The organism is Streptomyces sp. NPDC111507 (assembly GCF_055638955.1).
This window is the reverse complement of record NZ_JBVKBU010000016.1, coordinates 201,527-224,290: the sequence shown is the minus strand read 5'-3', so window position 1 is coordinate 224,290 and position 22,764 is coordinate 201,527. Positions and strand designations below refer to the sequence as shown.

Here is a 22,764-nt window from a genome sequence, read left to right as displayed (position 1 = left end):
GCCGGGACAGCGGCGGGGTGCCACGCGCTTTGATGTCGGTTCTTCGCGGTGCCGCCACGAGTGGGTCTTCTCTTCGGCGTGACGGGCGCTCGCAGGTCCGTTCACCCGAGTTCGGTGTCGATCGGGCCGAGGGCGTACCGGTTGACCCAGGCGGCGAGCAGGGTGGCGACGTACTGGGCGTCGCTGCGGCTGGTGAGCAGGTGATCGGCCCCCGGGAGCGTGATGAAGGACTTCGGGTGACGTGCCGCATCGAAGATCTGCCGCGCGTTGTCCAGGCCGACGGTGTTGTCGGTCGGGGAGTGCAGGACCAGCAGCGCCGCACCCAGCCCGCGTATCCGCTCGGCCTGCGGCTGTGCGGCGATGTCGTCCAGGAACTGCCGGCGTATGCGGAACGTCCGCCCGGCGAGCACGACTTCGGCCTCTCCGCGCACCTCGATCTGCGACCGACTGTCACCGAAGGAGTCCACGATGTGCTCCGGGTCCGCGGGAGCCCCGATCGTGACCACCGCCCTGGTCTCCGGGATCCGGTGTGCCGCGGCCAGCACGGCCGATCCGCCGAGCGAATGCCCGATGAGGAGGGAGGGCGCGGCGACATGGTCACGCATGTAGTCGGCGACACATTCCAAGTCGTCCACATTCGAGCCGAACGACGTGTTCGCGAAATCGCCGCCGGATTCGCCTAGGCCGGTGAAGTCGAACCGGAGCACCGCTATCCCGTACTCGGCCAGCCCGCGGGAGATCCGGGAGGCTGCGGACACGTCCTTCCCGCATGTGAAGCAGTGCGCGAACACCGCGTACGCCGCCGGCGTGCCCTCGGGAAGTTCCAGGCGGGCCGCCAGTGGTGTCTTCTGCGAACCGGGGATTTCGATGCTTCTGCTCTTTCTGGCCATGTCGGTGTCTCTCCTCGCGGCGGTGAGCGCGGTGTGCGGTACGTCACGCTCCACCCAGAGATCATTACAGTCTAGATCTGTAAAGATACCTTGGTTCCCGGCGTGAAGAGACGGTCACCGCAACGCGCGGGAGATGCCGGGCGCCGCACCGAGGTCCGTACTGCGGAATTTTTCTTCCATTACAGCCATTGACTGTAATGGAATTAACGAGCAAAGTGATTCATACCGGGTGATTCGTATAGCCCGCCACCGCCGGACCCGACGGTGTGATGTTTCGGATCAGCGTGCTGATCCACGGAGAGGACCACGATGGACCGCAGGCGAGAACTCATCGAGCGCAGCATTCCGTTCCTGGCCGAGGTCAAGAACCGTACCGCGGGCAAGGGGCTGGAAGCCTGGCTCAACGACACCTATGGCCCCGACGGCGAGCTGTACGGGCACCTCGCACGGCTGATCAAGCTCGGCGTGGAGGAGGGCTGGGCCGCGAACTTCGAAATCGACGGCCCCGGCTATCGGCGCAGCCTCATCACGCCGCCCTCGGAAGAGACCTTCCACTTCAGCATCACTGCCGTGTACATGAACAGCGTGCCCCGCTATCGCGGCGACTACCACGCGCATCCCTACGGCGAGATCAACATGGTGGTGCCCATCGATCCCGGCGCCCAGCTGGTGGGGCCCAGCGGTTGGCAGGGGCCGGGCTGGACCGCGCCGTCACCGGGCAGCCACCACTACCCCGAGGTCCGCGGCGGCGCACTGATCGCCCTGTTCTACCTACCCGCGGGCCGGATCTCCTACGACATCACCCGACCGCCCGAGCCCCGGCGTACGCCCCGGGCCGCCGCCTGATCCGTGGATCACGCCCGCCTTCCTCGTGGCCGGCTCCCCGGCAGTTCGCATGGACGCCCGCACCGAGGCGGCGGCCGACGGTATCCCCGTCCACCCGTTGCGCTCCCGGCACCCCACTCCGCGCGAAGCTGCGCTGCCGACATTCCACATGGCGCCACCACCGCTTCCAGCTCACCGTTTCGTCTTTCACCACCAAGAAGGTTCGCCATGCCTGACCTGACCATCCTCGCCATATCCGGCAGCCTGCGCCGTAGCTCCCACAACACCAGCCTGCTTCGCGTTCTGCGGGACAACTCGCCTGGCGGCGTCACCGTCGAGATCTACGACCGGCTGAGCGAGATTCCTCACTACAACGAGGATTTCGACACCGAGCCGGCTCCGGCTGCTGTGGCGGACCTGCGTGAGCGGATCCAGGCAGCGGACGCCGTCCTCATCGCCGTCCCTGAGTACAACTACGCGATGCCCGGAGCACTCAAGGACGCCCTCGACTGGGCTTCACGGCCGACCGACAACGCCAGCCTTAGCCACAAGCCCGTCGCGATCATCGGCGCGACACCTTCCCCGTTCGGAACCGTCCGCGCTCAACTCGGGCTGCGGCAGGTCCTCCTGCGCATCCGCGCCAACGTCGTGGGCTGGCCCGAGGTGCTGGTCTTCAACTCCCGCGAGAAGTTCGACTCCGACGGCAACTTCCTCGGCGATGACGTGACCCTGCGCCTGCTGGACGAACTCCTCGCGGCGCTGATCGGCATCTGCCCGCCCGCCCGCGCGGATCTCCCTGGACAAGAGGTGGCGGTCGCGAAGTGAACCCGGCCCTGGGACATCCCGGGCTGACCTGAGGCGACGTTCCCCATGCGGCGTGTTCGCAGCCCCTGTCCTTCCTGCCCGACCGCGTCGCGGTGTGCCGTTCCTCCCCCGGCACCGGGGAAGGAACGGCACACCGTTGTATACGGCCTTCCGGCATCACGGTGGCCGTGCGCCGCACCCCTGCGGAACCGGGGTCCGGCACAGCAGCGGGGCATGCGCTGAGGGGGCGCGGTCGTCGGCCGTCCGCAGGAACGGTGCGCCGCGCGACCGGCCGGGTGGTGGGGCCGGGTCGCGGGGCGTCATGTGTTTTGGGGTGGACGACCTGCGCGGGACCGGTCAGTGGGCCGGACAGGATGTGAGGATGCGCCGGGTGAGCAGACCTCCGGCGATGCCGCCGAGGGTGGCGGCGGCCCATCAGGTGCTCCAGGGGGTGAGTCCGAGAGTGTGGTCGACGGACCAGCGGCCGGGTCCGGTGATTGAGAGGGCAGCGGGTGCGAGAGCGAGGAGGAGCGGGTACTCGTAGCCGTTGTTTTGAACCCACAGGACGTGGTGGCGTTTGACGGACACGGCGACCGTCATCACGCCGACGCCGGCGGCAGCCGCGAGGGGGGTGAGCACTCCGGCGGCCAGGAGGAGTCCGCCGGCGATCTGGATGCTCCCGGCCGCGAGGACGGTGAGGCGTCCGCCACGGAATCCGTCGCCTCGGAATCCGGCGACTCCGCCTTCGATGCCTTGTCCTCCGAGGCGGTAGCTGACATTTTGGACGGCGTTGTCACGTTGTCGGTGTCTGAATGTCTGGATGTCTGGTGGTGCGTCGAGACGTGGCGCAGCCGGGTTCCGACGCGCTGCTCAGGCCGTGGCGGGCTGGCCGGCGGCGCCGGTGATGTGCTCCCAGATCGCGAAGCGGATGGTCATCTCGGCTCGGCATTCGGGGGCGGTCATCAGATGGCGGCGGGGGCGGAAGTGGGGTGAGATGCCGCTGAACGCGGACAGGAACCGCTGGGCTGCGCCGACACTGCGGAAGCCCTTCATGGCCTGTGCGTTCTGCCGGGTGGGCTGGTGGCTGTTCTCGGCATGAGCTTGGCCAGGAACCGCTTGGCGGCCTTGGCGTCCCGCCTCGACTGGAGCAGGGTGTCCAGGACGTTGCCGTCCTGGCCGACGGGTCGACACAGGTAATGCCGCATACCGTTGATCTTGACGAACACTTCGTCGAGATGCCACGTGTCACCGAGCCGGGGCCCTCGGCGGCGCAGTCCGTCGGCGCAGGCCTGGCCGAACGTGGCGCACCAACAGCGCACGGTCTCGTGGGAGACGAGGACGCCGCGCTGGAGCATGAGCTCTTCGACCTCGCGGAAGCTGAGCGGGAAGCGGAAGTGCAGCCACACGCAGTGGGAGATGACCTCGCCCGGGTATCGGTGCCCTCTGTACGACGGCGCCGCGCTCCCCACGGATGATTCCCCTCCGACACGATCAACCTGAAGATCCCACGCGTCAGCCAACGTGACAGTGCCGTCGGCGACCTTGGCATGGGCGCGGGCGACCTCCAGCCGGGCCCCGGCCCGGTTCTTCGATCACTTCTGTTGACGGGGCAGCTCCCGCCGGGCCTTCCTCAGCTTCTTCTCCGCCCGGCGCAGAAACCGCGGTGAATCGATCTTCGTACCGTCCGTGAGGACAGCAAAGTGGGTGAGCCCCAGATCGATGTCGACCCTCTGGCCGATGGCGGGCATCGCGGCCGCATCTGCATCTGCATCTGCATCTGGGTCGGTCTCGACGACGAAGCCGGAGAAATACCTTCCGGCTGAGTCTTTTCCTCGGTCGCAGGACCGTACGCCCGCCCCGGACGTCGTGTCGCCATGGACTTCACTGAGGGCGGCGGGTGTCCGCGGCACCGTCATTGCTCCTCATCATTGATCCTCCCTGCCGAAGAGCACGCGGCATTGTTTACAACTATTGACTGTAATTAAGTCCCATGTCAGCCTGGCCCCGGACGGAGCGACCTGGTCGCCACCCTCGCCGCCAGACCTCTCGGCGTGATGCCTACGGTCTGGCGGAACCACTGAGAGGACAGTCATGGACCACAGCCGAGAGCTCATCGGGCACAGCATCCCGTTTCTGGACGAGGTCAAGAACCGCACCGCGGGCAAGGAACTGGAGGCCTGGCTCAACGGCACCTACGGTCCGGGCAGCGGGCTCTACAAGGACCTTGCACACTTGATCAAGCTCGGAGTCGAGGAGGGATGGGCCGCGAACGTGGAGGTAGACGGCCCGAAGTACCGGCGCAGCCTCATCGTTCCCCCTTCGGAGGAGACGCTGTACCACAGCATCACCGCGGTATACATGAACAGCGTGGCCCCCTATCGCGGCATGTACCACGCGCATCCCTACGGTGAGATCAACATGGTGGTGCCCATAGACCCGGACGCCCAGCTCATGGGCCCCAGCGGATGGCAGGGGCCGGGCTGGACCGCCCCGGCTCCCGGTAGCCACCACTACCCCGAGGTCCGCGGCGGCGCACTGATCGCCCTGTTCTACCTCCCGGCGGGCCGCATCTCCTACGACATCACTCCCCCGCCCCAGCCCTAGCTAGCTAGGACCTGTCGTTTGGATCAGGCCTGGCCCGCGGGGTCCGGCACTGATCAAACGCCCTCTCCTGAAACGACCTGATCCAAACGACAGGCTCTGGGGTCAGCCGAAGCGCCCGTCATACGCACGTCGGCGTCACGCAACGGCGACCGCGAGGCAAGCGCACACGACCGGCGAAGGCGCGGCGTCCGTGATCCCCGGCAGGCGCAGCTCAGGGACATCACGGCAGCCAGGGTCCGTGCCCCGCGCATGCCGGCTCCGGCTCGTCATCCACCTGCGCAAAGGAGACACCGATCACAGTGAGGGCGAACCCACCGCGATCCGCGCGCACTCAGCTCGCATTTCGCCATCACCCAACACCTGCATCTGCCGGTCACCCGGCGAGCCTTCGGGATGCGGCCCGGTGCTACGGGACACCGGCTGCCGAGCGACTGGCGAAGACTGTGCAGGAGCCGTCGTCTGTGTAGCCGTGGTCCGTTCGGACACCGGCCGACTGATCGCCGGCGGAGAGGCATCGCATGTCCTGCACCAATGTTCTCTCCATATCGGGAAGTCTGCGGCGGGAATCCCTCAACACGCGGCTGCTCGTGACAGCCCGCCGTCTCGCAACGGACGCCCGCCTCGAGCTCTTCGACGGGCTCGGCCGGATTCCGCCGTTCAACGAGGACGAAGAGCATCCGGAACCGGCGGCCGTCGGCCGTCGGCCGTCGGTGACCTGCGGCGCCGGGTCCAGGCCGCCGACGCGGTACTGATTGCCACGCCCGAGCACAACAGCTCACTGCCCGGTGTGCTGCAGGCCGCTTTACGCTCCGCACGAGGGGGCAGCAACCCGCGGCACAGCCGGGAAGGAGAGGGAATGTCACGGCATCCTGCTGAAGGGCCGGGCGGCGTGGAGCTGGTGGGCAGGTCCGCGGAACTCACCCTGCTGGAGTCGGCTCTGCGCCACGTACATGAGTCGGGCGCAGCCTGGCTGCTGCGTGGCGACCCCGGAGTGGGCAAGACGGCCCTGCTGGACCGGGCTGCAGGGCATGCCCTGCGGGCCGGCCTGCAGGTGCTTCGGGCCACGGGCGTGCAGCCGGAGTCCGAACTGGCTTTCGCGGCCCTGCACCAGATCCTGTACCCATTGCTCGACCGCGTCGAGGAGCTTCCCCCAGCCCAGCAGCTGGCCCTCAACCGGGCCTTCGGCGTCATCGACGATGCGCCGCCGGACCGCTTCGCCATCTCGGCCGCGGCCCTGGCCCTGCTGCAGCACACGGCAGGCGCTCGGCCCGCACTCGTGATCGTTGACGATGCCCAGTGGATCGACACGTCGAGTGCCCAGGTTCTCTGGTTCATCCAACGGCGCATCACCGCGCTGCCCGTCATCTTCCTGACGGCAGCCCGCAAGGCCTGGGGCAACTACCCGGACTCCGCCGGGATCCAGGTGATCGACATAGCACCGCTGTCCCATACGGACGCGGCCACCCTGCTGACCGCCGCGCATCCCGACCTCGCAGTGCCCGCCATGCTGCGCGTCATGGGTGAGGCCCTGGGCAATCCGCTGGCGCTGGTCGAGCTGTCGGCGCAGCTCAACCAGCGCCAGCGGCTCGGGGTGGATCCGTTGCCGACGGCACTGCCGCTGGGTGAACGGCTGGAAGAGGGGTTGACGGGCCGGATCCGTACGCTGCCTGAACCGGCCCGCTACACGATGCTTCTGGCAGCGCTGTCGAGGCAGGGCGCCGGTGGCCTGCGGACCGTGCGGGCGGCGTCCCGCAGCCGGCCGGGGTGGGACGAGCGAGCACTGGACGCCGCGGAGGCAAGCCGCCTGGTCGCCGTGGACGCCGAGAGCGAGGAGATCGCCTTCCGGCACCCCCTGGTGCGCTCTGCTGTCGTACGCATGACCCCCTCGGCCTTGCGCCGCGAGGCACATCGGGCCCTGGCGGAGGTGCTCGCAGCAGATCCGGTCCGGCGGGCCTGGCACCTCGCCGAGGCGGCCGACCGCGCGGACGAGACCGTGGCGCAGGCCCTGGTCGACGCCGCCGAACGGGCTGTCGACCGCGGCGGCGCCGCGGAGGCGACGGCTGCGCTGGCACGTGCGGCGGACCTGAGCCCCGACCCGCAAAACCGGGTCCGCCGACTGATCGAGGGCGCCTTCGTGGCCGTCGACGGCGGCCAACTGGAGGCATCAGAGCGTCTGCTGCAGGCAGCCGAGTGCGAGAACCTGCCCGCCGGGCCGGCGGTGCGCCGCGCCACGGCGGCCGCGCTGGTCACCTTCTACCGCGACGGCGACGTCGAGGGCACGTACCAGGTGATCAGCCCGTTGCTGGATGCGGTCCCGCCCGAGGGGTGGAACGACCCGGCGGTGCAGGACGCGTTCGACATCCTGATGCTGGCCTGCTTCTTCATGGGCCGCGCGGACCGGTGGGAACCGGTGCGCAGGGCTCTGGACCGGGTGCCGCCCCTGACCCGACTGGCCTATGACGCGCTGTCCGACCCCGCCCGTACCGCCCACGGCGTACGCGAGCGACTGCGGCAGACGGTCGCCGGGCTGCCCCGCGGCCAGCGCATCAGGCAAGCGAACTGGCTGGTCATGGCAGCGCTCTACGCCGACGCGTTCGGTGACTTCACCGCGGTGTGGCACGACCTGATGGACCGCTGTTCCTACTGCGTCCAGCAGAACCTGATAGCGGCACGGCAGTACGACGCCTTCGTGCACGGTCGCTGGGAGGAGATCGAGGCGCTCTCCGAGGAAGGGATCGAGCGGGATCATTCCAGCAGCTACCAGCTCTACCAACACCTCCTGCGCTGCGTCGAGGCCCTCGTCGCAGCCTCCCGCGGCGATCAGACCCGGCTCCAGGTCCTCAGCGACACGATCACCGGATGGGCCCGGCCGCGGCACCAGAATCTGGTGCTCAGCAAGGTCGCCGAGGCCCAGGTGCGAGCGGCCATCACGCGAGGGGCCTACGAGGAGGCCTACACGCGCGCGAGCGAACTGACGCCGCCAGGGCTGCTCCCGGCCTTCTTTCCCCACTCCCACCGGGTCTTCTTGGACCTGGTCGAAGCGTGCGTGCGCACCGGACGCGTCGACCAGGCCCGTGCCCATGTCGCCGCCGGTCGGGCGGCCCGGATGGCCGACGTCTCCTCGCACCATGCGCTGATCCTGGCCGGCTCCGCGGCTCTCGCGGCCGACGACGAACATGCCGAGGAGTTCTTCCGGGCGGCGTTGGCCGTGCCCGAGGCAGACCAGTGGCTCTTCGAGCTGGCCCGTATCCAGCTCGCCTATGGTGAATGGCTGCACCGCCGCTCGGACCGCAAGGCGGCACGCAGCCACCTGGCGCGAGCCTTGGAGACCTTCCGCCGTCTCGGTGCCGAGCCATGGACCAAACGCGCCCGTGAGGAGCTGCGCAGCGCAGGCGCAGCACACCAGGCGGCCGCGGCCTGGGAACCGGCGTCCCTGACCGCTCAGGAACTGCGCATCGCGGAACTGGCGGCGCAGGGCATGACGAACAAGGAAATCGGGCAGCTGCTGCACCTGTCGCCGCGGACCATCGGCGCCCACCTCTACAAGATCTTCCCCAAGTTGGGCATCACCTCCCGGGAAGCCCTGCGTGACGCCCTGCTCGAGCAACGCGGTCCCGACGAGCCACCGCCTCATCAAGAGAGCCCGCGGTAGCCGATGCGGGTTGCTGCTCCGGGATGACGCGGTGGAGTCAGGCCCGGGCCCGGCGGCACCTGTCGCCGGGCCCAGCCCGAAGCAGTCATCAAACGATGGCCGCGGCTGAGCACGTTCGGCACGTGTGCCGTTACCTTCCTGCCTCGGAGGATTCGTCGGTGGGCCAGGAATCGTCGCGCATGATCGGTGCGAGCAGGCGTTTGAGGCAGTCGTCCGTGGGCAGATGCTCATGTTCGGTGCCGGGCGGCACCGCGTTCAGGGTGTGTTCCAACCAGGCTGCCATCGCTGACGACGGCACTTCGAGCAGTGCGACGCCCCCCGTCCCCCTCAGCTCAAAGCAGACCACCGCGCGGCTGTCCACCCGCGTGGGCCAGACGCGGACATCTCCGATCCCGCAGGGCCGCAGGGACCCCTCAACCAGCAACTCGCGGGAGAACATCCAGCTGACGGGCGCCTTCGAGTCAAGGTGGAAGTCGATGTGCACAGCGAACGGGTCGGCAGCCCGGTAGACGAACCAGGCCTGTACCGGGGCTCGCCGTTCCGGCGAGAGAACCAGGTTCAGTTTCAGCTTGCGTGCGACCACGGTGTCCATGAAGACGATGTCCTTTCCTCGGTGAGCCGCACCCCGGCAGGCGAATTCGACGCCGCCCGGCATGAAGGAGCCGTCGGTTCGAGTAGCCTTGAACCGCTCCGGTGACGGCTGGGTGTGCATGCCCGACGGGCGCGGACTCCCGCCGTGCCTCCGTTCCTCACGTGTGCGTGAAACCCGCGACCGCAGGGACGATGCACTGGTGGATCCGACTGGGTTCCACCAGAACCAGCATGGTGAATCCGGCCGCGGGGCACGTAGGTCAGACGACTGCCCTTGAGACGCGGTGGACGTGCGCTGCCGTCTCAGCGCGCCTTGGCGGGCCACGCGTCAGCGGCCCCGGCGAGGTGTCGGCGGTCGGACTGGTGGCAGGGACGGACGGGGTGCGGCCCCAGCCGCGCATCGGGCGCAGGCAGCGTCGTTGCCGCAGGGGCGGCGCGCTGATCCGGGGACTGGCTCTCAACGGGCGCAAACGTGTGAGACCGCGGTACTCAGTCATGTGACCTACTGGGCCGGTGATCGGCGTGACCATGCCGAGTTCCACAGGTTGCCTGCGCCAGGTCCTGGAACGATGCCCAGCGGGAGGAGTTCGCTCCCGTGTCGCTCCGGCCACACCGACTCCAGCGCGCCAGCGGCGGGAGCACGCCCGCGCAGTGTCTCCCGGTCCGGCTGCGGCCGCTGTCCGAGATCCTTCCCGTCGGCGTCGGGGTGCGAGCGGTCCAGGGCTCCGCGTGCCTCAAAAGCCAGGGCCTCGCGCTGGACGTCGCGGTACTCGCCGTCTGGATCGTCGTCTGCGCGGGCACTCCACGCACGCGACGTACCCGCCAAGCGCCGGGTCACGGCCCGATGGGAACGTCCCGGTCACCGGACGGCCCTCGACCGCCCGGCGACCGGGACGGCCGCTGTGGTTCTGGGGGTGTCGGCGGTCTTCCACTGGCCAGAGGCCACCGACACCGGGGCATGCGGGATGGGAAAGGACGGAATCAGGAACGTGCGTTTCGGGCGGCTTGATGTCGCAGGCGATGCGCCCTGCCGACAGGTGGGGAAGAGCGGTCAGGGCGCCGCCTTCGGCCTCGGGGCAGGGTGCGCATCCCGCACCCGGGGAGGTCAGCCCGCGCCATGGCATCCTTCGGCCCGGCGAGCAGGGCATCAGGGGCAAAGCCGTCGCCTCCGCCGGGGAATCCTCGCTGCCCGGCGGCGCTCAGGGGGACTTCGGCTCGGTCGAGCGCGATGCGGGGCGGCACTGGTCGTTCCCCGTGCCCAGGGGCCGTGCGGGCCGACTCCTGTCAGGGGGAGGGAGGTTCGATGCGGGCACCGTGCGCATGTGGTGGCCACAGAGGCTCGGGCACGTGTGCCCCGAACGCTTCACCCCACCGGTTGCGGGACGAGACCTCGTGCACCGGACGCCGGTTGGCTGCAACTCCCCAGCGGCCTAGCGGATATCCAAAGGCCAGCATCGCGATCATCCGCCAGCCGTCCGCAGGGGGAACGCCAAGCAGTTCGCACACCGCGTCCGCCTCGTAGCGCAGCACGGTCGTCAGCACACCGCCGATGCCTTCGGCCCGCGCAGCGAGCAGACAACTCCAGATGGCCGGGTAGATGTTCGCGCCGCCGTGGTCGTCCATCGCGAACACGAACACGAGCATCGGTATCTCGGTGAAGTGCTCGACGAAATGGTCCCCGGACTTCTTGATGCGTGCCAGGGACGCGGCCCGGCGCGCGCCGTCCTCGTGCGGTGCCGCGCCGAGACGGCCCGCGGCGATGTCGGCGTACTCCCGGTCCCGGCAGGACACATAGAGTTCCGCGATCCGCGCCTTGAGGTGCGCGTCATCCACGACCAGGAAGTGCCACCGCTGGGTGTTGCCCCCGTTGGGTGCCCGGATGGCGGCATCCAGGATTCGGCACTGGCTCTCGATCGGGATGGGGTCCGGCTTCATGCGGCGCATGATCCGTGTCGTGTAGAGCGCCTCGTACACGTCCATCAGTTACCTCCAGGAAGTATGGGGAAATCGGCTGGTCTCAGAGGTCCAGTACGAGCGCGCCGGATTCTGCCCGGCTGACGCAGATCATCATCGTGCGGTTGTGCTTGTGCTCGGCGCTGCCGAGAACTTCGTCGCGATGGTCCGGGGTGCCGTCGAGAACGCGTGTTTCGCATGTTCCGCAGTACCCCTCCTCGCAGGAGAAGGGCACGTCCGGCCTGATCTCCCGCACCGCATCGAGGATGGTGCGACCAGCCGGGACCGTGATCGTCTTTTTGGATTTCGCGAGCCGGACCTCCACGGGACGGTCCTCGGCGTTCCCGGTCGCTGCGGGCACCGGAGCGGCCGCGAATCGCTCGCACCGGAAGATGAGACCGTTTTCGGCCTGCTCACACGCCGTTGAGACGTCGGCGATCAGCGACGCCGGTCCGCAGCAGTACACCGCGGTTTCCGGCGGGAGAGCGCCGATCAGGCGCTGCACATCGGGCCTGCCCTGTTCGTCCGTCTCGACGATCGACACACGAGGGGCATTGACCGCGCGCAGTTCCTCGGTGAATGCCATGTCTGCCTTGTGTCCGCAATACAGCGCGTGCCATGGGCGTCCCTCGCGTTCGAGAGCACGCGCCATGGCAAGAACCGGGGTGATCCCGATTCCTCCGGCGATCAGACAGTGCCGGTCGGCGGCCGCGAGGGGAAAGTGGTTCCGCGGCCCGCGGACCTCGATCGTGCGTCCCACCACGACCGTGGTGTGCACCTCGCGCGATGCCCCGCGTCCTTCGGGTTCGTACAGGACGGCCACCGTATAGCTCGTGGGATCGCGGTCGTTGCCGCACAGTGAGTACTGCCGTACGGTCCCGGAGGGCAGAGCCACATCGATGTGAGCCCCCGGCCTCCATGCGGCAACCGGGCCCCCGGCCGGGTCGACCAGGGTCAGCGACAGCACTCGTGGTGCCTCGCTGCGGACCTGCTTGACCAGCATGCTGCGCCAGGCGTCGGGCCCCGTTCGTTCGTCAGGCATGGACAGCCACCTCACAGTTGTGGAAGGTCGCGCACCATCGGCGTCCCCTCTCAGAAGAGTTCGAAGTACTCGCTTTGCTCCCAGTCCGTGACCGCTGCCTCGAACCTGGCGAGTTCGTTTCGTTTGATGCCGATGTAGTAGTCGACGAACTGTTTCCCGAATGCCTCGGCGAAGCCGGTGTCCTCGGCGAGCGCGCGGATGGCCTCGTCGAGCGTGGCGGGCAGCCGCGGCGCCGGGGATTCGTACGGCTGCTCCGTCGGGGCGCCGGGGTCCCACCGGTGCTCGATGCCTTCGAGTCCCGCGGTGAGCTGTGAGGCCATGTAGAGGTAGGGGTTGGCGCCGGGTTCACCGACCCGGTTCTCCACGTGGGTGCTCCCGCCGTCGGCGGAGCCGGTGACCCGGAGCATCGCCGCACGGTTGTCCCTGGCCCACGCCACGCGGTCCGGGGCCATGGAGTAGGGCTGGAACCGCTTGTACCCGTTGACGGTCGGCACGGCGAACAGGGAGGCCGCCTGGGCATGGCGCAGTTGCCCCGCGATGTAGTGGCGCCCGGTGTCGGAGAGGACTGCGCCGGATGTGTCGGGCACGAAGGCGTTTTCGGGCCCATTGTCACCCGTGCGAAGGAGTGACTGGTGCAGATGCCATCCGCTGGAGAAGACGCGCGGGATCTTCGGCCGGCACATGAAGGTGGCGTGGTAGCCGTGGCGGCGTGCGATCTGCTTCAGGGCGCTACGCAGAAGCACGACGCTGTCGGCCGCGCGCAGGCCGGTCTCGGGATTGAGTGTGACCTCCAACTGGCTGGGCCCGTACTCGATCTCGAACGAGCGCAGCGGCAGGCCGATGCGCCGCAGATGCCGTGCGAACACCGTCACAATGGGTTCCAGCGCGTCGATCCGGTCCTCGCAGAGCAGTTGGTATCCGTCGTTCAGCGGCTCGAAACCGGCACCGTCGGCAAAACGCCCCCCTGATGAGCCACTGGATCTGAAGAGGTGCAGTTCGAGCTCGACCCCGGTCAGCAGGGTGTATCCCATGGATGCGGCGCGCTCGACGGCCCGTCGCATCACGCCGCGGCTGCACAGCGGAACGGGTCTGCCGTTGGTGAAGCGCAGGTCACACAGGAGCCATCCGGTCTTCCCGGCCCATTCCAGGACTTGGAAGGTGAGGGGGTCGGGCACCATCACGATGTCGCCGGCACCGGCCATCTCGGCGATGCCGAGTCCTGCGTCGGCGGAGAACGCCGAGTAGACGGTCGTACCGGAGGTGTCCTTCGACAGCAGCGTCGACACGACGGTCAGGCCGTCTTTGAGTACCGCGTGCAACTCGCCTGCCATGACGGTCTTCCCGCGCAGCAGACCGTGCTGGTCGGCGAAGACCACACGGACGGCCTGGACCTCGCCGCCGTCGGCCCGTGCAAGGATCTCCCGCGCGGCGGCCGCCTGGGCATCGGAATACAGCTGGTGCCGCTCTATGAATCCCATGGCGCGCCTCAGTCCGTCGCCAGGGGCGGCAGCAGCGCGTCGTCCGGTTCGGGGGGAGATGCCCGCACACCCGCGGGGCCGCTGGCCCGCGCGGCTTCGGAGTCCTGCGCCCACGGGCTGTCACGGCGCAGCTCATCGATGGCATCGGTCCAGAAGGACTCCCACTGCCCGGTCGGTCCGATGCCGTCGAGCGGGATCGGGCCTCGGCTCTCGACGTCGGCGGTGTCCTTGAGCAGGAGTTCGGGGCTCTCCCCCGCTGCCACGGCGTCGATGGCCGCGAGCACCATCCGGCGATAGGTCACGATGGCTTTGTCCGACCGGCTCAGGTGTTCGTGCGTGCGGTCGTGGATCAGTCCCTGACCCTCGACGGCCATCTGGTCATGGACGTTGATGTCCTGGCCCAGGCCCGTGTAGGTCGAGGTCTTCTGTTCCTCGGGATCGAACAGATATTGATTGGCGCGGTTGCGGACCGGTTTGTAGTCAGGCAGCGTGATGCCCTCAAGACGCTGCTCGCGCATCGTTGGCCGGTCGACCGGCTGATCGAGGCTGGTGAACATCGCGTACCAGTAGCACGAGGTGTCATCGACGGGGACATGCCACTGAGTGATCGACATGGTGGCGCTCAGGGGGATCGTGATGCCGTGCGGGAACACCTGGTGCGTGATCCGGACATGCGTCGCGCTGCCGTCGCGGCCTTCGCCGTCGATGCGCCTGAGCGCCACGATCCGCTGGCCGTACTCGGTGCGCGCGTTGAGTATCTCGGGCCGCCCGTACTCCCTGAGGATCCGGGTCATGGGCAGGTCGGTGCCCAACGAGACGTTGCGGAACTGCTTTCCGTAGGCGTCGCCGGTGTCGTCGTCCTGCTCGAAGCGGTGCAGATAGGAGGCGTGCGCGGGATCGATGCCGACCTCCAGCGCCTGCAGCCAGTTGCAGTCGAGGTACCCCTTGAAGGCGAAGGTGTACTCGTCCGGCGCGAGGAAACAGTCGAGCGCCGGCAGGTTCGGCGGCTCGCCCTGCCCCAGGTACGCCCACACGATCCCGTTGCACTCACGCACCGGATACGAGGTCAGGGTGACGCGCGAGGCGAGTGTGCTGCCGGCCGGCTCCGCGGGCGTCTGACGGCACCGGCCGGTGCCGTCGAAGAGCCAGCCGTGGAAGTAGCAGCGCAGTCCGCCGTCTTCGAGCCGGCCGAGCGAGAGGTCGGCTCCGCGGTGCGCGCAACGGCGGTCGACCAGGCCGAGTGATCCGCCGTCGTCCCGGAAGAGGACCAGGTCCTCTCCGAGGAGCCTTACCGCCACCACCGGCCGGGGCCCCTGGAGTTCTTCGGTCAGAGCGGCCGGCTGCCAGTGCGACCGCATCCAGGCTCCGGCCGGGGTGCCAGGGCCGGTGCGGGTCATCTTCTCGTTCTCGTCTGCTAGCATCAGACCTCGTTCGATTGTCGCACAAACGTTCAGAATCTGGGTTGGCGAGTACGCTACGACGGCATGGTGTGATGTTGCAATGGGTCGACTTACAGAACAGGACGCCGAGGCTCGGCGCCGGCGCGAACTGGCTGACGGAGCCAGGGCCGCGGACTTCTCGGAAGCTCTCGCCCGGGGGCTCGCCATCCTGGAAGCGTTCGGCAGCGAGCGCCGGCGGTTGACGCAGGCCGAGCTCGCCCGCGAAGTGGGGCTTTCCCGGGCGACCGTCCGGCGGGCCGTGCTCACCCTCGAGCACCTCGGCTACCTGACAGCGGAAGGCCGGTCCTACCAGCTCAGCCCCAGCGTGCTCCGCCTGGCGGGGGCCTACCTGACCTCGAACATCGCCAGTGCCGTGGTGCAGCCGGTGTGTGACCGTATCTGCGAGCAGATGCGGGCCTCCTGCTCGGTGGCCGTCCTCGACGGGACGGACGCCACCATGATCGCCCGTGCGGTACCGCACGGGCTGATCGCCGCCGGAGGCGGCCTCGGCTTCCGGGTCCCCGCGCACCGCTCCGCCCTGGGCCGGGTCCTCCTCGCACACCGGGACATTCCCGAAAACGCCTCCGCCGCCAAAGCACCCTCGCCCGCCGAACCGGTGCTGGACCTCGACGCCGCCGAAAGGATTCGCGACGAGGGTTACTGCTATGTCGCCAACGAGGTCCAGGCAGGGTTCCATTCGATCGCGGTGCCGGTGCGGCGCTGGGACGGCCGGGTGATCGCGGCAATGAACGTCGGCTGCCCCGTGGAGCAGATACCGCGGCAGGACATGACCGGAGCGGTCCTCGACCTGCTCCGGGAGCATGCGGAGCGGCTCCGCCCGCAGCTCATCTGAGGAGCCCTGCGCCCCCGGCGGAACGCGCCGCCACGTCGGTGAGGCGCCGCCGCCACATCCCGCCCCCCGTCCATATCTGACGATATGCCAGGTTCCATGTCGGGGGGCACGGCGGGCTATGACGAGCCGCCGGCGATCCCCGGGCGACGGGGGCCATCCCCCATCACGAGCGGTGAGCCCCCACGGCAGATGGCCCGTGGCGGCGCCCACCGCCGGGGGGATGCCCACGCCCCTGCAGCACGTGCGCCCGTCGCACGGATGATGCGGTCCACCGGTGTCCCCCTGCGACTCCGCGGCATCGTCCACAGTTACCGATACAAGCTGTAACTGAACACCCTCGGCCCCTGCCTCCGCGCCCGCCCCCGAGCGCCGACGCGGCATCGGCACACCTCCCGCTCCACGCCACCGGAAGCCCTTGTCGCCCCGCCCTGCCGGTGTTAGCGTCTCGCCCGCTGCCGTTCTAGCGAACTATGGTTCGACAATCGAACGCTCAGCTACTGCACCTCCAGGCACCTCTCTCCCCCCGCAACCGGACCCCTTGTCTTCGCAGCCCGAGAGGGATGACGAACGAGCTCATGGAGGCTCTTCATGGGAATCAGCGCTGAGCGCGGTACGTCCGACGGCGAGCAAAGTCAATCGCCGGCCAATGTCGCGGCACGCCTGGAAAGACTGGACGTATGGAGTCTTTCCTATCTGTTCATCGGCATCATCGGTGTCGGCTTCCTCTTCACGTTCTATGACATCTTCGACATCAACGTCACCTGGATTCAGAGCTGTATCCAGCTGCGGCACGGCTGCACTCCGGAAAATGCCGGACAGTCGCTGAAGTTCGTCGTGCTTCTGAATCTCGTCGGCTATGCGGTCGGCACGGTCGTGCTCAGCCCCATGGCCGATCGCATCGGCCGCAAGAGGATGCTGATGGTGACTCTCCTCCTCACCGGTGCGGGCTCGCTGTACAACGCACTGGCACCCGACTACACCAACTTCGTCATCGCGCGCACCCTGACCGGGGTCGGCATCGGCGCGGACCTGGCGATAGTCAACGCGTACATCGGCGAAGTGGCACCCCGGAATGCGCGAGCACGCTACGCATCCGTGATATTCACCTTCTCCGCCGTCGGCGCATTCCTGGGCGGCCTGACCGGCCTCATCCTCTCGACCCCGGCTGCCGATTGGCCTTCGGGGTTGCCGTTCGCGATCGCGGGAGAACACCTGCAAGGTGACGGCTGGCGGTGGGCGTACGCGGTCGGTGCCCTGTTGGCCGCGGTGGGCCTCATCCTCCGGTTTGAGCTTCCTGAATCGCCACGCTGGTTGCTCATCCGCGGGAGGACCGAGGAGGCTGAGGAGATCGTGGCCGAGATGGAAAGACGCGCTGCATCGAAAAAGCCGCTTGCACCCGTCCCGGCCGACATCGCCGTGCCGGCACGTTCGACGGCCAAGATGCCCCTCGTCGAGCTGCTGACCAGCCCCGTTTATCTGAAGCGGATAGCACTGCTGCTCACCATGTGGATGCTCGCCTACGCCACGGTGTACGGGTTCAGCTCCGGGTACACCGTCGTTCTGGCGGGACTCACGCACGACGGACATGCCGTCTACACGCCGCCGCAAGCGGGGCTGATTGCGTGTGTCGGGGTGCTCGGTATCGTCGGCGCCGCGGCGTTCTGCGCGGTGTTCGCCGAGCGCATCGACAGGCGCTACTGGCTGCCGTTGGGGGCGCTCGTCACGATCGTCGGCTGCGTGGTCACCGCCGAGGGCGGCCAGAACCTCTACATCGCGTTCCTCGGCTCCGTGATCATCTTCTTCGGATTCGATGTGTGGATCGGGCCCACGTACGCGCTGACCGCGGAGGCCTTTCCCACGCGGGCTCGCGGCACCGGCTTCGCCCTCGTCGACGGCGTCGGGCACATCGGCGGAGCCTTCGCGATTCTGGTCGTCGCCCCGCGACTGGGCAGTCTGTCTCCGCTGAGCGCGTTCCTGCTGATCGCCGCATTCCAGGTGGTGGCCGGGGTCATCCTCCAGTTCGCCCCGCGCACCCGCAACGTTGCGCTGGAAGAGGTCTCGCCGTGACCCGAAGCAGTGCCCAGCCCTCTGACAGGTTCAGCGCCCGGTCCGGCACCGGCTGGACGACGGCCCCCTGCCCGCGGGTTGCTTTCCCGAACCTGCGGGTCGTGCCCAACCCCTTGCTCGAAGTGCTCGGCCGGGCCGACTCCATCGGCTGGGTCGTGCCGATCGATGACACCTCGTTTCGTGTCTACTCGGTGTTCCGCACCAGGAACCTCGAGGCGATCGCGAACATCCGCACCCGCTTCGAGGGACGTCTCGGGGCCGAGCTGAGCAAGGAGGAGCACCAGCGCATGCCCGGGGACTACGAGGCGCAGAAGAGTCAGGGCGACATCACCAGCCACTGCGCCGAGCACCTGGTCACCACCGACCGCGGCTTCGTCATGCCGCGCAGGTTCCTCAAGCGTCAGATCGACGCCGTGGCAGCCGGTGAGAACCCGGTCGGTGTGGCGTTCGCCGAGGACAAGGCGCTGCTCCATCTGGACGCGGCCGCCTTGATGCCCGGATGACGGCCCTGCTCGTGCGGTCGTTGACCTGGGAGGCCGATGGCGTCCTGTCTGTCACCCTGGCCGCGCCCGACGGTTCGGCGCTGCCCCGCTGGACGCCCGGTTCACACGTCGACCTGGTCCTCGGTGACGCTCCCGCCCGGCAGTACTCGCTCTGCGGTGACACCGCCGACCGCTTCCAGTGGCGAGTCGCCGTACTCCGGGCAGATCCGAGCCGCGGCGGATCCGCATGGGTGCACGACTCGCTGCGCCCTGGCTCCCTCGTCCGTTGCGGCGGCCCGCGCAACAACTTCCCGCTGGTCCAGGCCGGGAGCTACCTGTTCGTGGCCGGTGGCATCGGCATCACGCCGCTGCTGCCCATGGTCCGCGCCGTCGCCGCGGCCGGCGCGCCGCGGCGTCTGCTGTACGGCGGGCGCAGCCGGGCATCGATGGCCTTCCTGACGGAACTCGAAAGGTACGGCGCACATGTCATCGTGCGGCCGCAGGACCAGTACGGTCTCCTCGGCCTCGACGCCGCGCTGGCCGAGGCGCGCAAAACCCTGAGGCCGACGAAACCCTCCGGACGGGGCAGGCACCGGGGACCGGCGGGCTGGCGGTCTACTGCTGCGGACCCGAGTCACTGCTGGCCGCCATGGAGGAGCGGGTTCCCGCACTGCACTTGGAGCGGTTCAGCCCCCCGGTACAGCCCGCGGCGACCGGGCCCGGCGCCTTCGATGTCGTGCTGATGAGGTCAGGGTTCACGCTGCGTGTCCCGGCGGACCGCAGTGTGCTCTCCGCCTTGGAGGAGGGAGGCGTGTCCATCCCCAGTTCCTGTCTGGAGGGCGTCGGCGGCTCGTGCGAGACGACCGTGATCGAGGGCGAAGTGGAGCATCGCGGCTCCGTGCTCACTCGGGCCGAGCGTGCCGCGGGGACAACGATGTTCCCCTGCGTCTCCCGCTGCCGCTCACCACGCCTTGTCCTCGATAGACGAACCACTTTCGATGAACCGCTCTCAAGGAGAACCGCGGACATGTCGGGCGGCGGGTGGCTCGCCGCCCGCTCTGCCCAGGGTCCGCGGCAGACCGGTCCTGGTTTCCAGGCGCGTTGACGGTGTGCCGTTCAGCGCTGCCGTAGGAGTGGACCGCGGGCGGTGACGGGCAGTCACTGTCCCTGTGCATCGCGCGACCCCGCAGGTGACTCCCCCACCCCGCAAACGGGGACTTCTCAGAAGGTCGTGGCGCTGCAGCAGCTGTGGGCCTGGTCCTCAGTGACGGGGTCCGGCCTGCCGGGGAGACGGCCGAGCCCGGTTCCTGAGACATCGCCGTCCGCGCCCGCGAGGGCAGGAGTCTGCAGAGGCGGACTCGGTCACCAGGGGCCCCGGTCGGCCTACCAGGGCGCAGACAGCCCTCGCTGCCATCCGGGTGATTCCTCGGCAGAACGCCGGGACAGCGGGCAAGCCGGCGCTGCCTGGGCGGTCCATCGCTGGACGGAGCCGTTGACGGAGCCGGGGGAAGTGTCTTCGGCACAGCGGACGGTGATGCGCCGGTCCGAGCGGTCCAGGTCGGCAAGCAGGCGTTCAACGTCGGTCATCAGTGCCCCGTAGATGTGCCAGGCTCCAGGTTTGACCAGCCTGCCCTGCTCGATCAGGTCGGTCATCGTCTCGTGCCAGATCAGAGCCTCATCAAGGGCTGCCCGCAGCCCTTCACGCGCTCCGTGTGCGCCGGGGCGGGCGGCGGCCGGCTGGACGAAGGCTTCGACAGCCCGTCCCGCCATCTTGAGCATGGAGGCGTACCGGTCCAGAAAGAGCTGGCCGAGGTGGTGGTCGGCGTGCCGGTCATCGACATTGTCGGCGAGGGTCCTGGCGATGCCACGCACAGCGAAGGAGACGCGGTGCAGGACACGGAGCGCCTCGCAGTGGTTCGAGTGTTCGACGTGCGCGGCTGAGCGGGTGTTCCATCGCATGCTCTCCTGTCCGCGCAGCACCTTCTCCTGCGCCTGCACGACCAGTTCCTCCAGGTGGCGACCCTTCTCCAGCCATACGTGAGCCTGGCGCGGGTGCCGCCTCTCCCTCAGCCCGTGGCCCATGTCATCCAGGAGAGAGCCCATGGCGGAGGCGAGATTGCGCACCGAGGCCTGCGAGGCGCCGAGATGGAGCGGGGGGAGAATGAGTGCGTTGACCGCGATGCCTACCACCGCTCCGGCCAGCGTGATCACGGCGAGTCCGACCACATGGCCGACCGAGGCAGCGGTGGCCGCGGTCAGGGTGAGCACCGCCGTGGACGCAACCTGCAGGCGCTTGTCGGAGTTCTGGCGGCCCGCAGCGACCAGCGCAATCGCGAGGATCGCCACGATGTTTCCCGCAGTGGAGCTGAAGAGCCACACGGTGGCGCCGGCGAGCGACAGTCCTGCGGTACGGGTGGCCACACTGCGCGCGGCCTCCGTCACCGAGCTGTAGACGGTGGCGGCGTTGACCATGAGCAGCGAGGTCGCCACGGCGAGGTACGGCTGCTGCCCTGGGAGCCACCACGAGGCGATCTCCCAGGACAGGAATGCCGCGATGAGGCACTTGGCTGCCCTGACCAGCACGGTGACAACCTCTCCGCGCCTCGGGGGCCGGAGAGCCGGCCGCAGCCGCAGCGCCGGGTCGGCGATCTTCCTCCAGACCCAAAAGATTGCGTGTTGCACGAAATTCATGTCGGCCGCTTCCCTGCTCCCGCACCGTGGCGTGTCCCGCCGAGCCAGGGCCGTGCGGGAGGTTGCCCCTCACGGCTGCCACTCAGGCACTTCCCGCACTTTCAGGGTCATTGACACCGCACATGCCACCACGAAGAATAGTTACAGTCAAGCTGTGTAACTTAAATGCCTGGGGAAGCGACCTGGCGGGGATGCCGGCGGCAGCCGAAAAACCGATCCCCACTTGCGCAAACGCTGACCGGCGGGTGATCGAGCGGACCAACCCGTAGCCGTCCGGCCGCCGGCGCCCGTCACCCCGCCACGGGCGTACCCTCACGGCTTGCCGTCACTCCGGATCCGCCACAGTCCTGCGCCGCCACGGGCACACCCACCGCACAGGACACCTCTCAGCCGGAAGCCGCACGCCGAGCCGAGATCACGGGCCAGATGATGTCCACGACGTCACCGGGCAGGTCGGCGCCCGCCTCGCCGGTGCGCAGGTAGCGCGCGAAGTAGCTTCCGAAGCACAGGGTGACAACGGTGTCCAGGTCGACGTCCGCGCGGACCTCCCCCCGCTGCTGAAGCCGCCGCAGGGCATCCATGAGCTCATCGCACCGCGGTCGCACGCCATGCTCGCGCAACTGCTTCAGCAGTCCTGGGGCCCGCTCGGCCTCGGCCATGAAATTCGCGTGCAGCGTCATCGCGCCTTCGTTGCAGCAGCAGGGGTCCAGGCGCCGCACCGCCTCTTTCATGACGTCGATCGCGGGCATCCGGTCCATGTCCGCATGGGGATAGGTCGCGCGCTGCGCACTGCAGCCGTACCCGAGGGCGTCGATGACCAGCTCGTACTTGTTGGCCCACCGGCGGTAGAGCGTGGGGCGGGTGACGCCGGCCTCGGCGACGATGTCAGCGATCGTCATCCGCGAGTAGCCGTCAACGGCCAGGCGCTGATGTGTCGCCCGGATGATCGCTGCCTCGATGCCCGGATCACGCGGGCGCCCCCCGGCCCGGGGTTCCATATTGCCGACGGCGTCCGTATTGCCGATGGCGTCCGTGGCGCGGTCCTCGCCTGTCATCCGTGGCCCTCCTTCGCCCCAGAACAACAATGTTTAGTTACAGATATTGACTGTAACAGAACTCGATGGGAGGCTGGGCCCGGGGACAGCGACACAGCAATCTCGGTCCCGCCGGAGGATCCCGGGCCGTGGAACTGCAGACAAGGACACCGATGAATCACCGGAAAGAACTCATCAAGCACAGCACCCCCTTCCCACACGAGGTCACGGGCAACGCTGCGGGCGAAGGCCTTGGGGCCTGGCTCAACGGCACCGGCCAGGGCCGTGGGCAGCGCCGCTGCGGCGGCCAGCCACGGCGGGAGCGGCCGGGCGCGGGGCACTGCTGACCGCTCCCGCAG

General features: G+C 68.6%; 19 protein-coding genes and 3 pseudogenes. 11 read left to right on the top strand and 11 right to left on the bottom strand.

Features of this window, described 5'->3' with window-relative positions:
- Positions 1–101 precede the first annotated feature (101 nt).
- Positions 102–944 (bottom strand): alpha/beta hydrolase family protein, encoded by an 843-nt coding sequence (locus ACZ7M2_RS42045; protein WP_471599812.1) that lies wholly within the window; start codon positions 942–944, stop codon positions 102–104.
- Positions 945–1,199: 255 nt separating this feature from the next.
- Between ACZ7M2_RS42045 and ACZ7M2_RS42040 the strand changes: the two genes are divergently transcribed.
- The gene (locus tag ACZ7M2_RS42040; RefSeq protein ID WP_471599811.1) at positions 1,200–1,736 is read left to right on the top strand and encodes a 4-hydroxylaminobenzoate lyase; all 537 of its coding nucleotides are present in this window, start codon (positions 1,200–1,202) and stop codon (positions 1,734–1,736) included.
- A 207-nt stretch (positions 1,737–1,943) separates the two neighbouring features.
- Positions 1,944–2,540 (top strand): NADPH-dependent FMN reductase, encoded by a 597-nt coding sequence (locus ACZ7M2_RS42035; protein ID WP_471599810.1) that lies wholly within the window; start codon positions 1,944–1,946, stop codon positions 2,538–2,540.
- 414 nt (positions 2,541–2,954) lie between these two features.
- Here the strand turns inward: ACZ7M2_RS42035 and ACZ7M2_RS42030 are convergent, their stop codons facing one another.
- The 3 genes and pseudogenes from ACZ7M2_RS42030 to ACZ7M2_RS42020 form a co-directional block, all read right to left on the bottom strand.
- Positions 2,955–3,269 (bottom strand): DoxX family protein, encoded by a 315-nt coding sequence (locus ACZ7M2_RS42030; protein WP_471599840.1) that lies wholly within the window; start codon positions 3,267–3,269, stop codon positions 2,955–2,957.
- A gap of 120 nt (positions 3,270–3,389) precedes the next feature.
- Positions 3,390–3,988 (bottom strand): annotated as a pseudogene (locus tag ACZ7M2_RS42025) (IS6 family transposase).
- 63 nt (positions 3,989–4,051) lie between these two features.
- Positions 4,052–4,348: pseudogene (locus tag ACZ7M2_RS42020) on the bottom strand (transposase); the annotation flags it as partial.
- A gap of 262 nt (positions 4,349–4,610) precedes the next feature.
- Between ACZ7M2_RS42020 and ACZ7M2_RS42015 the strand changes: the two are divergent.
- The 3 genes and pseudogenes from ACZ7M2_RS42015 (at position 4,611) to ACZ7M2_RS42005 (ending at position 8,775) form a co-directional block, all read left to right on the top strand.
- The gene (locus ACZ7M2_RS42015) at positions 4,611–5,123 is read left to right on the top strand and encodes a 4-hydroxylaminobenzoate lyase (protein WP_471599809.1); all 513 of its coding nucleotides are present in this window, start codon (positions 4,611–4,613) and stop codon (positions 5,121–5,123) included.
- A 190-nt stretch (positions 5,124–5,313) separates the two neighbouring features.
- Positions 5,314–5,877, top strand: a pseudogene (locus tag ACZ7M2_RS42010) (hypothetical protein); the annotation flags it as partial.
- 102 nt (positions 5,878–5,979) lie between these two features.
- Complete coding sequence (locus ACZ7M2_RS42005) at positions 5,980–8,775, top strand: helix-turn-helix transcriptional regulator (RefSeq protein WP_471599839.1); 2,796 nt, start codon at positions 5,980–5,982, stop codon at positions 8,773–8,775.
- A 130-nt stretch (positions 8,776–8,905) separates the two neighbouring features.
- Here ACZ7M2_RS42005 and ACZ7M2_RS42000 read toward each other — a convergent pair whose 3' ends face one another.
- The 5 genes from ACZ7M2_RS42000 to ACZ7M2_RS41980 form a co-directional block, all read right to left on the bottom strand.
- Entirely contained in the window at positions 8,906–9,367 is a 462-nt protein-coding gene (locus ACZ7M2_RS42000; RefSeq protein WP_471599808.1) for an SsgA family sporulation/cell division regulator, read from the bottom strand.
- A 1,283-nt stretch (positions 9,368–10,650) separates the two neighbouring features.
- Positions 10,651–11,346, bottom strand: a complete 696-nt coding sequence (locus tag ACZ7M2_RS41995; protein WP_471599807.1) for a nitroreductase family protein — start codon at positions 11,344–11,346, stop codon at positions 10,651–10,653.
- Between the two features lie 37 nt (positions 11,347–11,383).
- Positions 11,384–12,142: a PDR/VanB family oxidoreductase gene (locus tag ACZ7M2_RS41990; protein WP_471599806.1), complete on the bottom strand. Its 759-nt coding sequence runs from the start codon at positions 12,140–12,142 to the stop codon at positions 11,384–11,386.
- Between the two features lie 269 nt (positions 12,143–12,411).
- Positions 12,412–13,839, bottom strand: coding sequence for a glutamine synthetase family protein (locus ACZ7M2_RS41985; RefSeq protein ID WP_471599805.1), 1,428 nt, complete (start codon positions 13,837–13,839; stop codon positions 12,412–12,414).
- 8 nt (positions 13,840–13,847) lie between these two features.
- On the bottom strand, positions 13,848–15,260 hold the full coding sequence (locus ACZ7M2_RS41980) for a Rieske 2Fe-2S domain-containing protein (RefSeq protein WP_471599804.1): 1,413 nt from the start codon (positions 15,258–15,260) through the stop codon (positions 13,848–13,850).
- A 79-nt stretch (positions 15,261–15,339) separates the two neighbouring features.
- On the opposite strand from ACZ7M2_RS41980, the gene ACZ7M2_RS41975 reads away from it, so the two are divergent.
- From ACZ7M2_RS41975 to ACZ7M2_RS41955, 5 genes are all read left to right on the top strand, one after another.
- Positions 15,340–16,131 carry an IclR family transcriptional regulator domain-containing protein gene (locus tag ACZ7M2_RS41975; RefSeq protein ID WP_471599803.1) on the top strand — a complete coding sequence of 264 codons (792 nt, stop codon included), beginning with the start codon at positions 15,340–15,342 and terminating at the stop codon, positions 16,129–16,131.
- 588 nt (positions 16,132–16,719) lie between these two features.
- Entirely contained in the window at positions 16,720–18,198 is a 1,479-nt protein-coding gene (locus ACZ7M2_RS41970) for an MFS transporter (protein ID WP_471599802.1), read from the top strand.
- A gap of 101 nt (positions 18,199–18,299) precedes the next feature.
- Positions 18,300–18,701: an SRPBCC family protein gene (locus ACZ7M2_RS41965; protein WP_471599801.1), complete on the top strand. Its 402-nt coding sequence runs from the start codon at positions 18,300–18,302 to the stop codon at positions 18,699–18,701.
- Positions 18,698–19,423 (top strand): ferredoxin reductase, encoded by a 726-nt coding sequence (locus ACZ7M2_RS41960; RefSeq protein ID WP_471599800.1) that lies wholly within the window; start codon positions 18,698–18,700, stop codon positions 19,421–19,423. Before ACZ7M2_RS41965 ends, ACZ7M2_RS41960 begins: the two co-directional genes overlap by 4 nt.
- Positions 19,330–19,785, top strand: coding sequence for a 2Fe-2S iron-sulfur cluster-binding protein (locus tag ACZ7M2_RS41955; RefSeq protein ID WP_471599799.1), 456 nt, complete (start codon positions 19,330–19,332; stop codon positions 19,783–19,785). Before ACZ7M2_RS41960 ends, ACZ7M2_RS41955 begins: the two co-directional genes overlap by 94 nt.
- 278 nt (positions 19,786–20,063) lie before the next feature.
- On the opposite strand, the gene ACZ7M2_RS41950 is transcribed toward ACZ7M2_RS41955, so the two are convergent.
- Positions 20,064–21,263 (bottom strand): aromatic acid exporter family protein, encoded by a 1,200-nt coding sequence (locus tag ACZ7M2_RS41950; protein ID WP_471599798.1) that lies wholly within the window; start codon positions 21,261–21,263, stop codon positions 20,064–20,066.
- Between the two features lie 494 nt (positions 21,264–21,757).
- Positions 21,758–22,426, bottom strand: a complete 669-nt coding sequence (locus ACZ7M2_RS41945; RefSeq protein WP_471599797.1) for a TetR/AcrR family transcriptional regulator — start codon at positions 22,424–22,426, stop codon at positions 21,758–21,760.
- A gap of 152 nt (positions 22,427–22,578) precedes the next feature.
- On the opposite strand from ACZ7M2_RS41945, the gene ACZ7M2_RS41940 reads away from it, so the two are divergent.
- Positions 22,579–22,752, top strand: coding sequence for a hypothetical protein (locus ACZ7M2_RS41940; RefSeq protein WP_471599796.1), 174 nt, complete (start codon positions 22,579–22,581; stop codon positions 22,750–22,752).
- Positions 22,753–22,764: the final 12 nt, after the last annotated feature.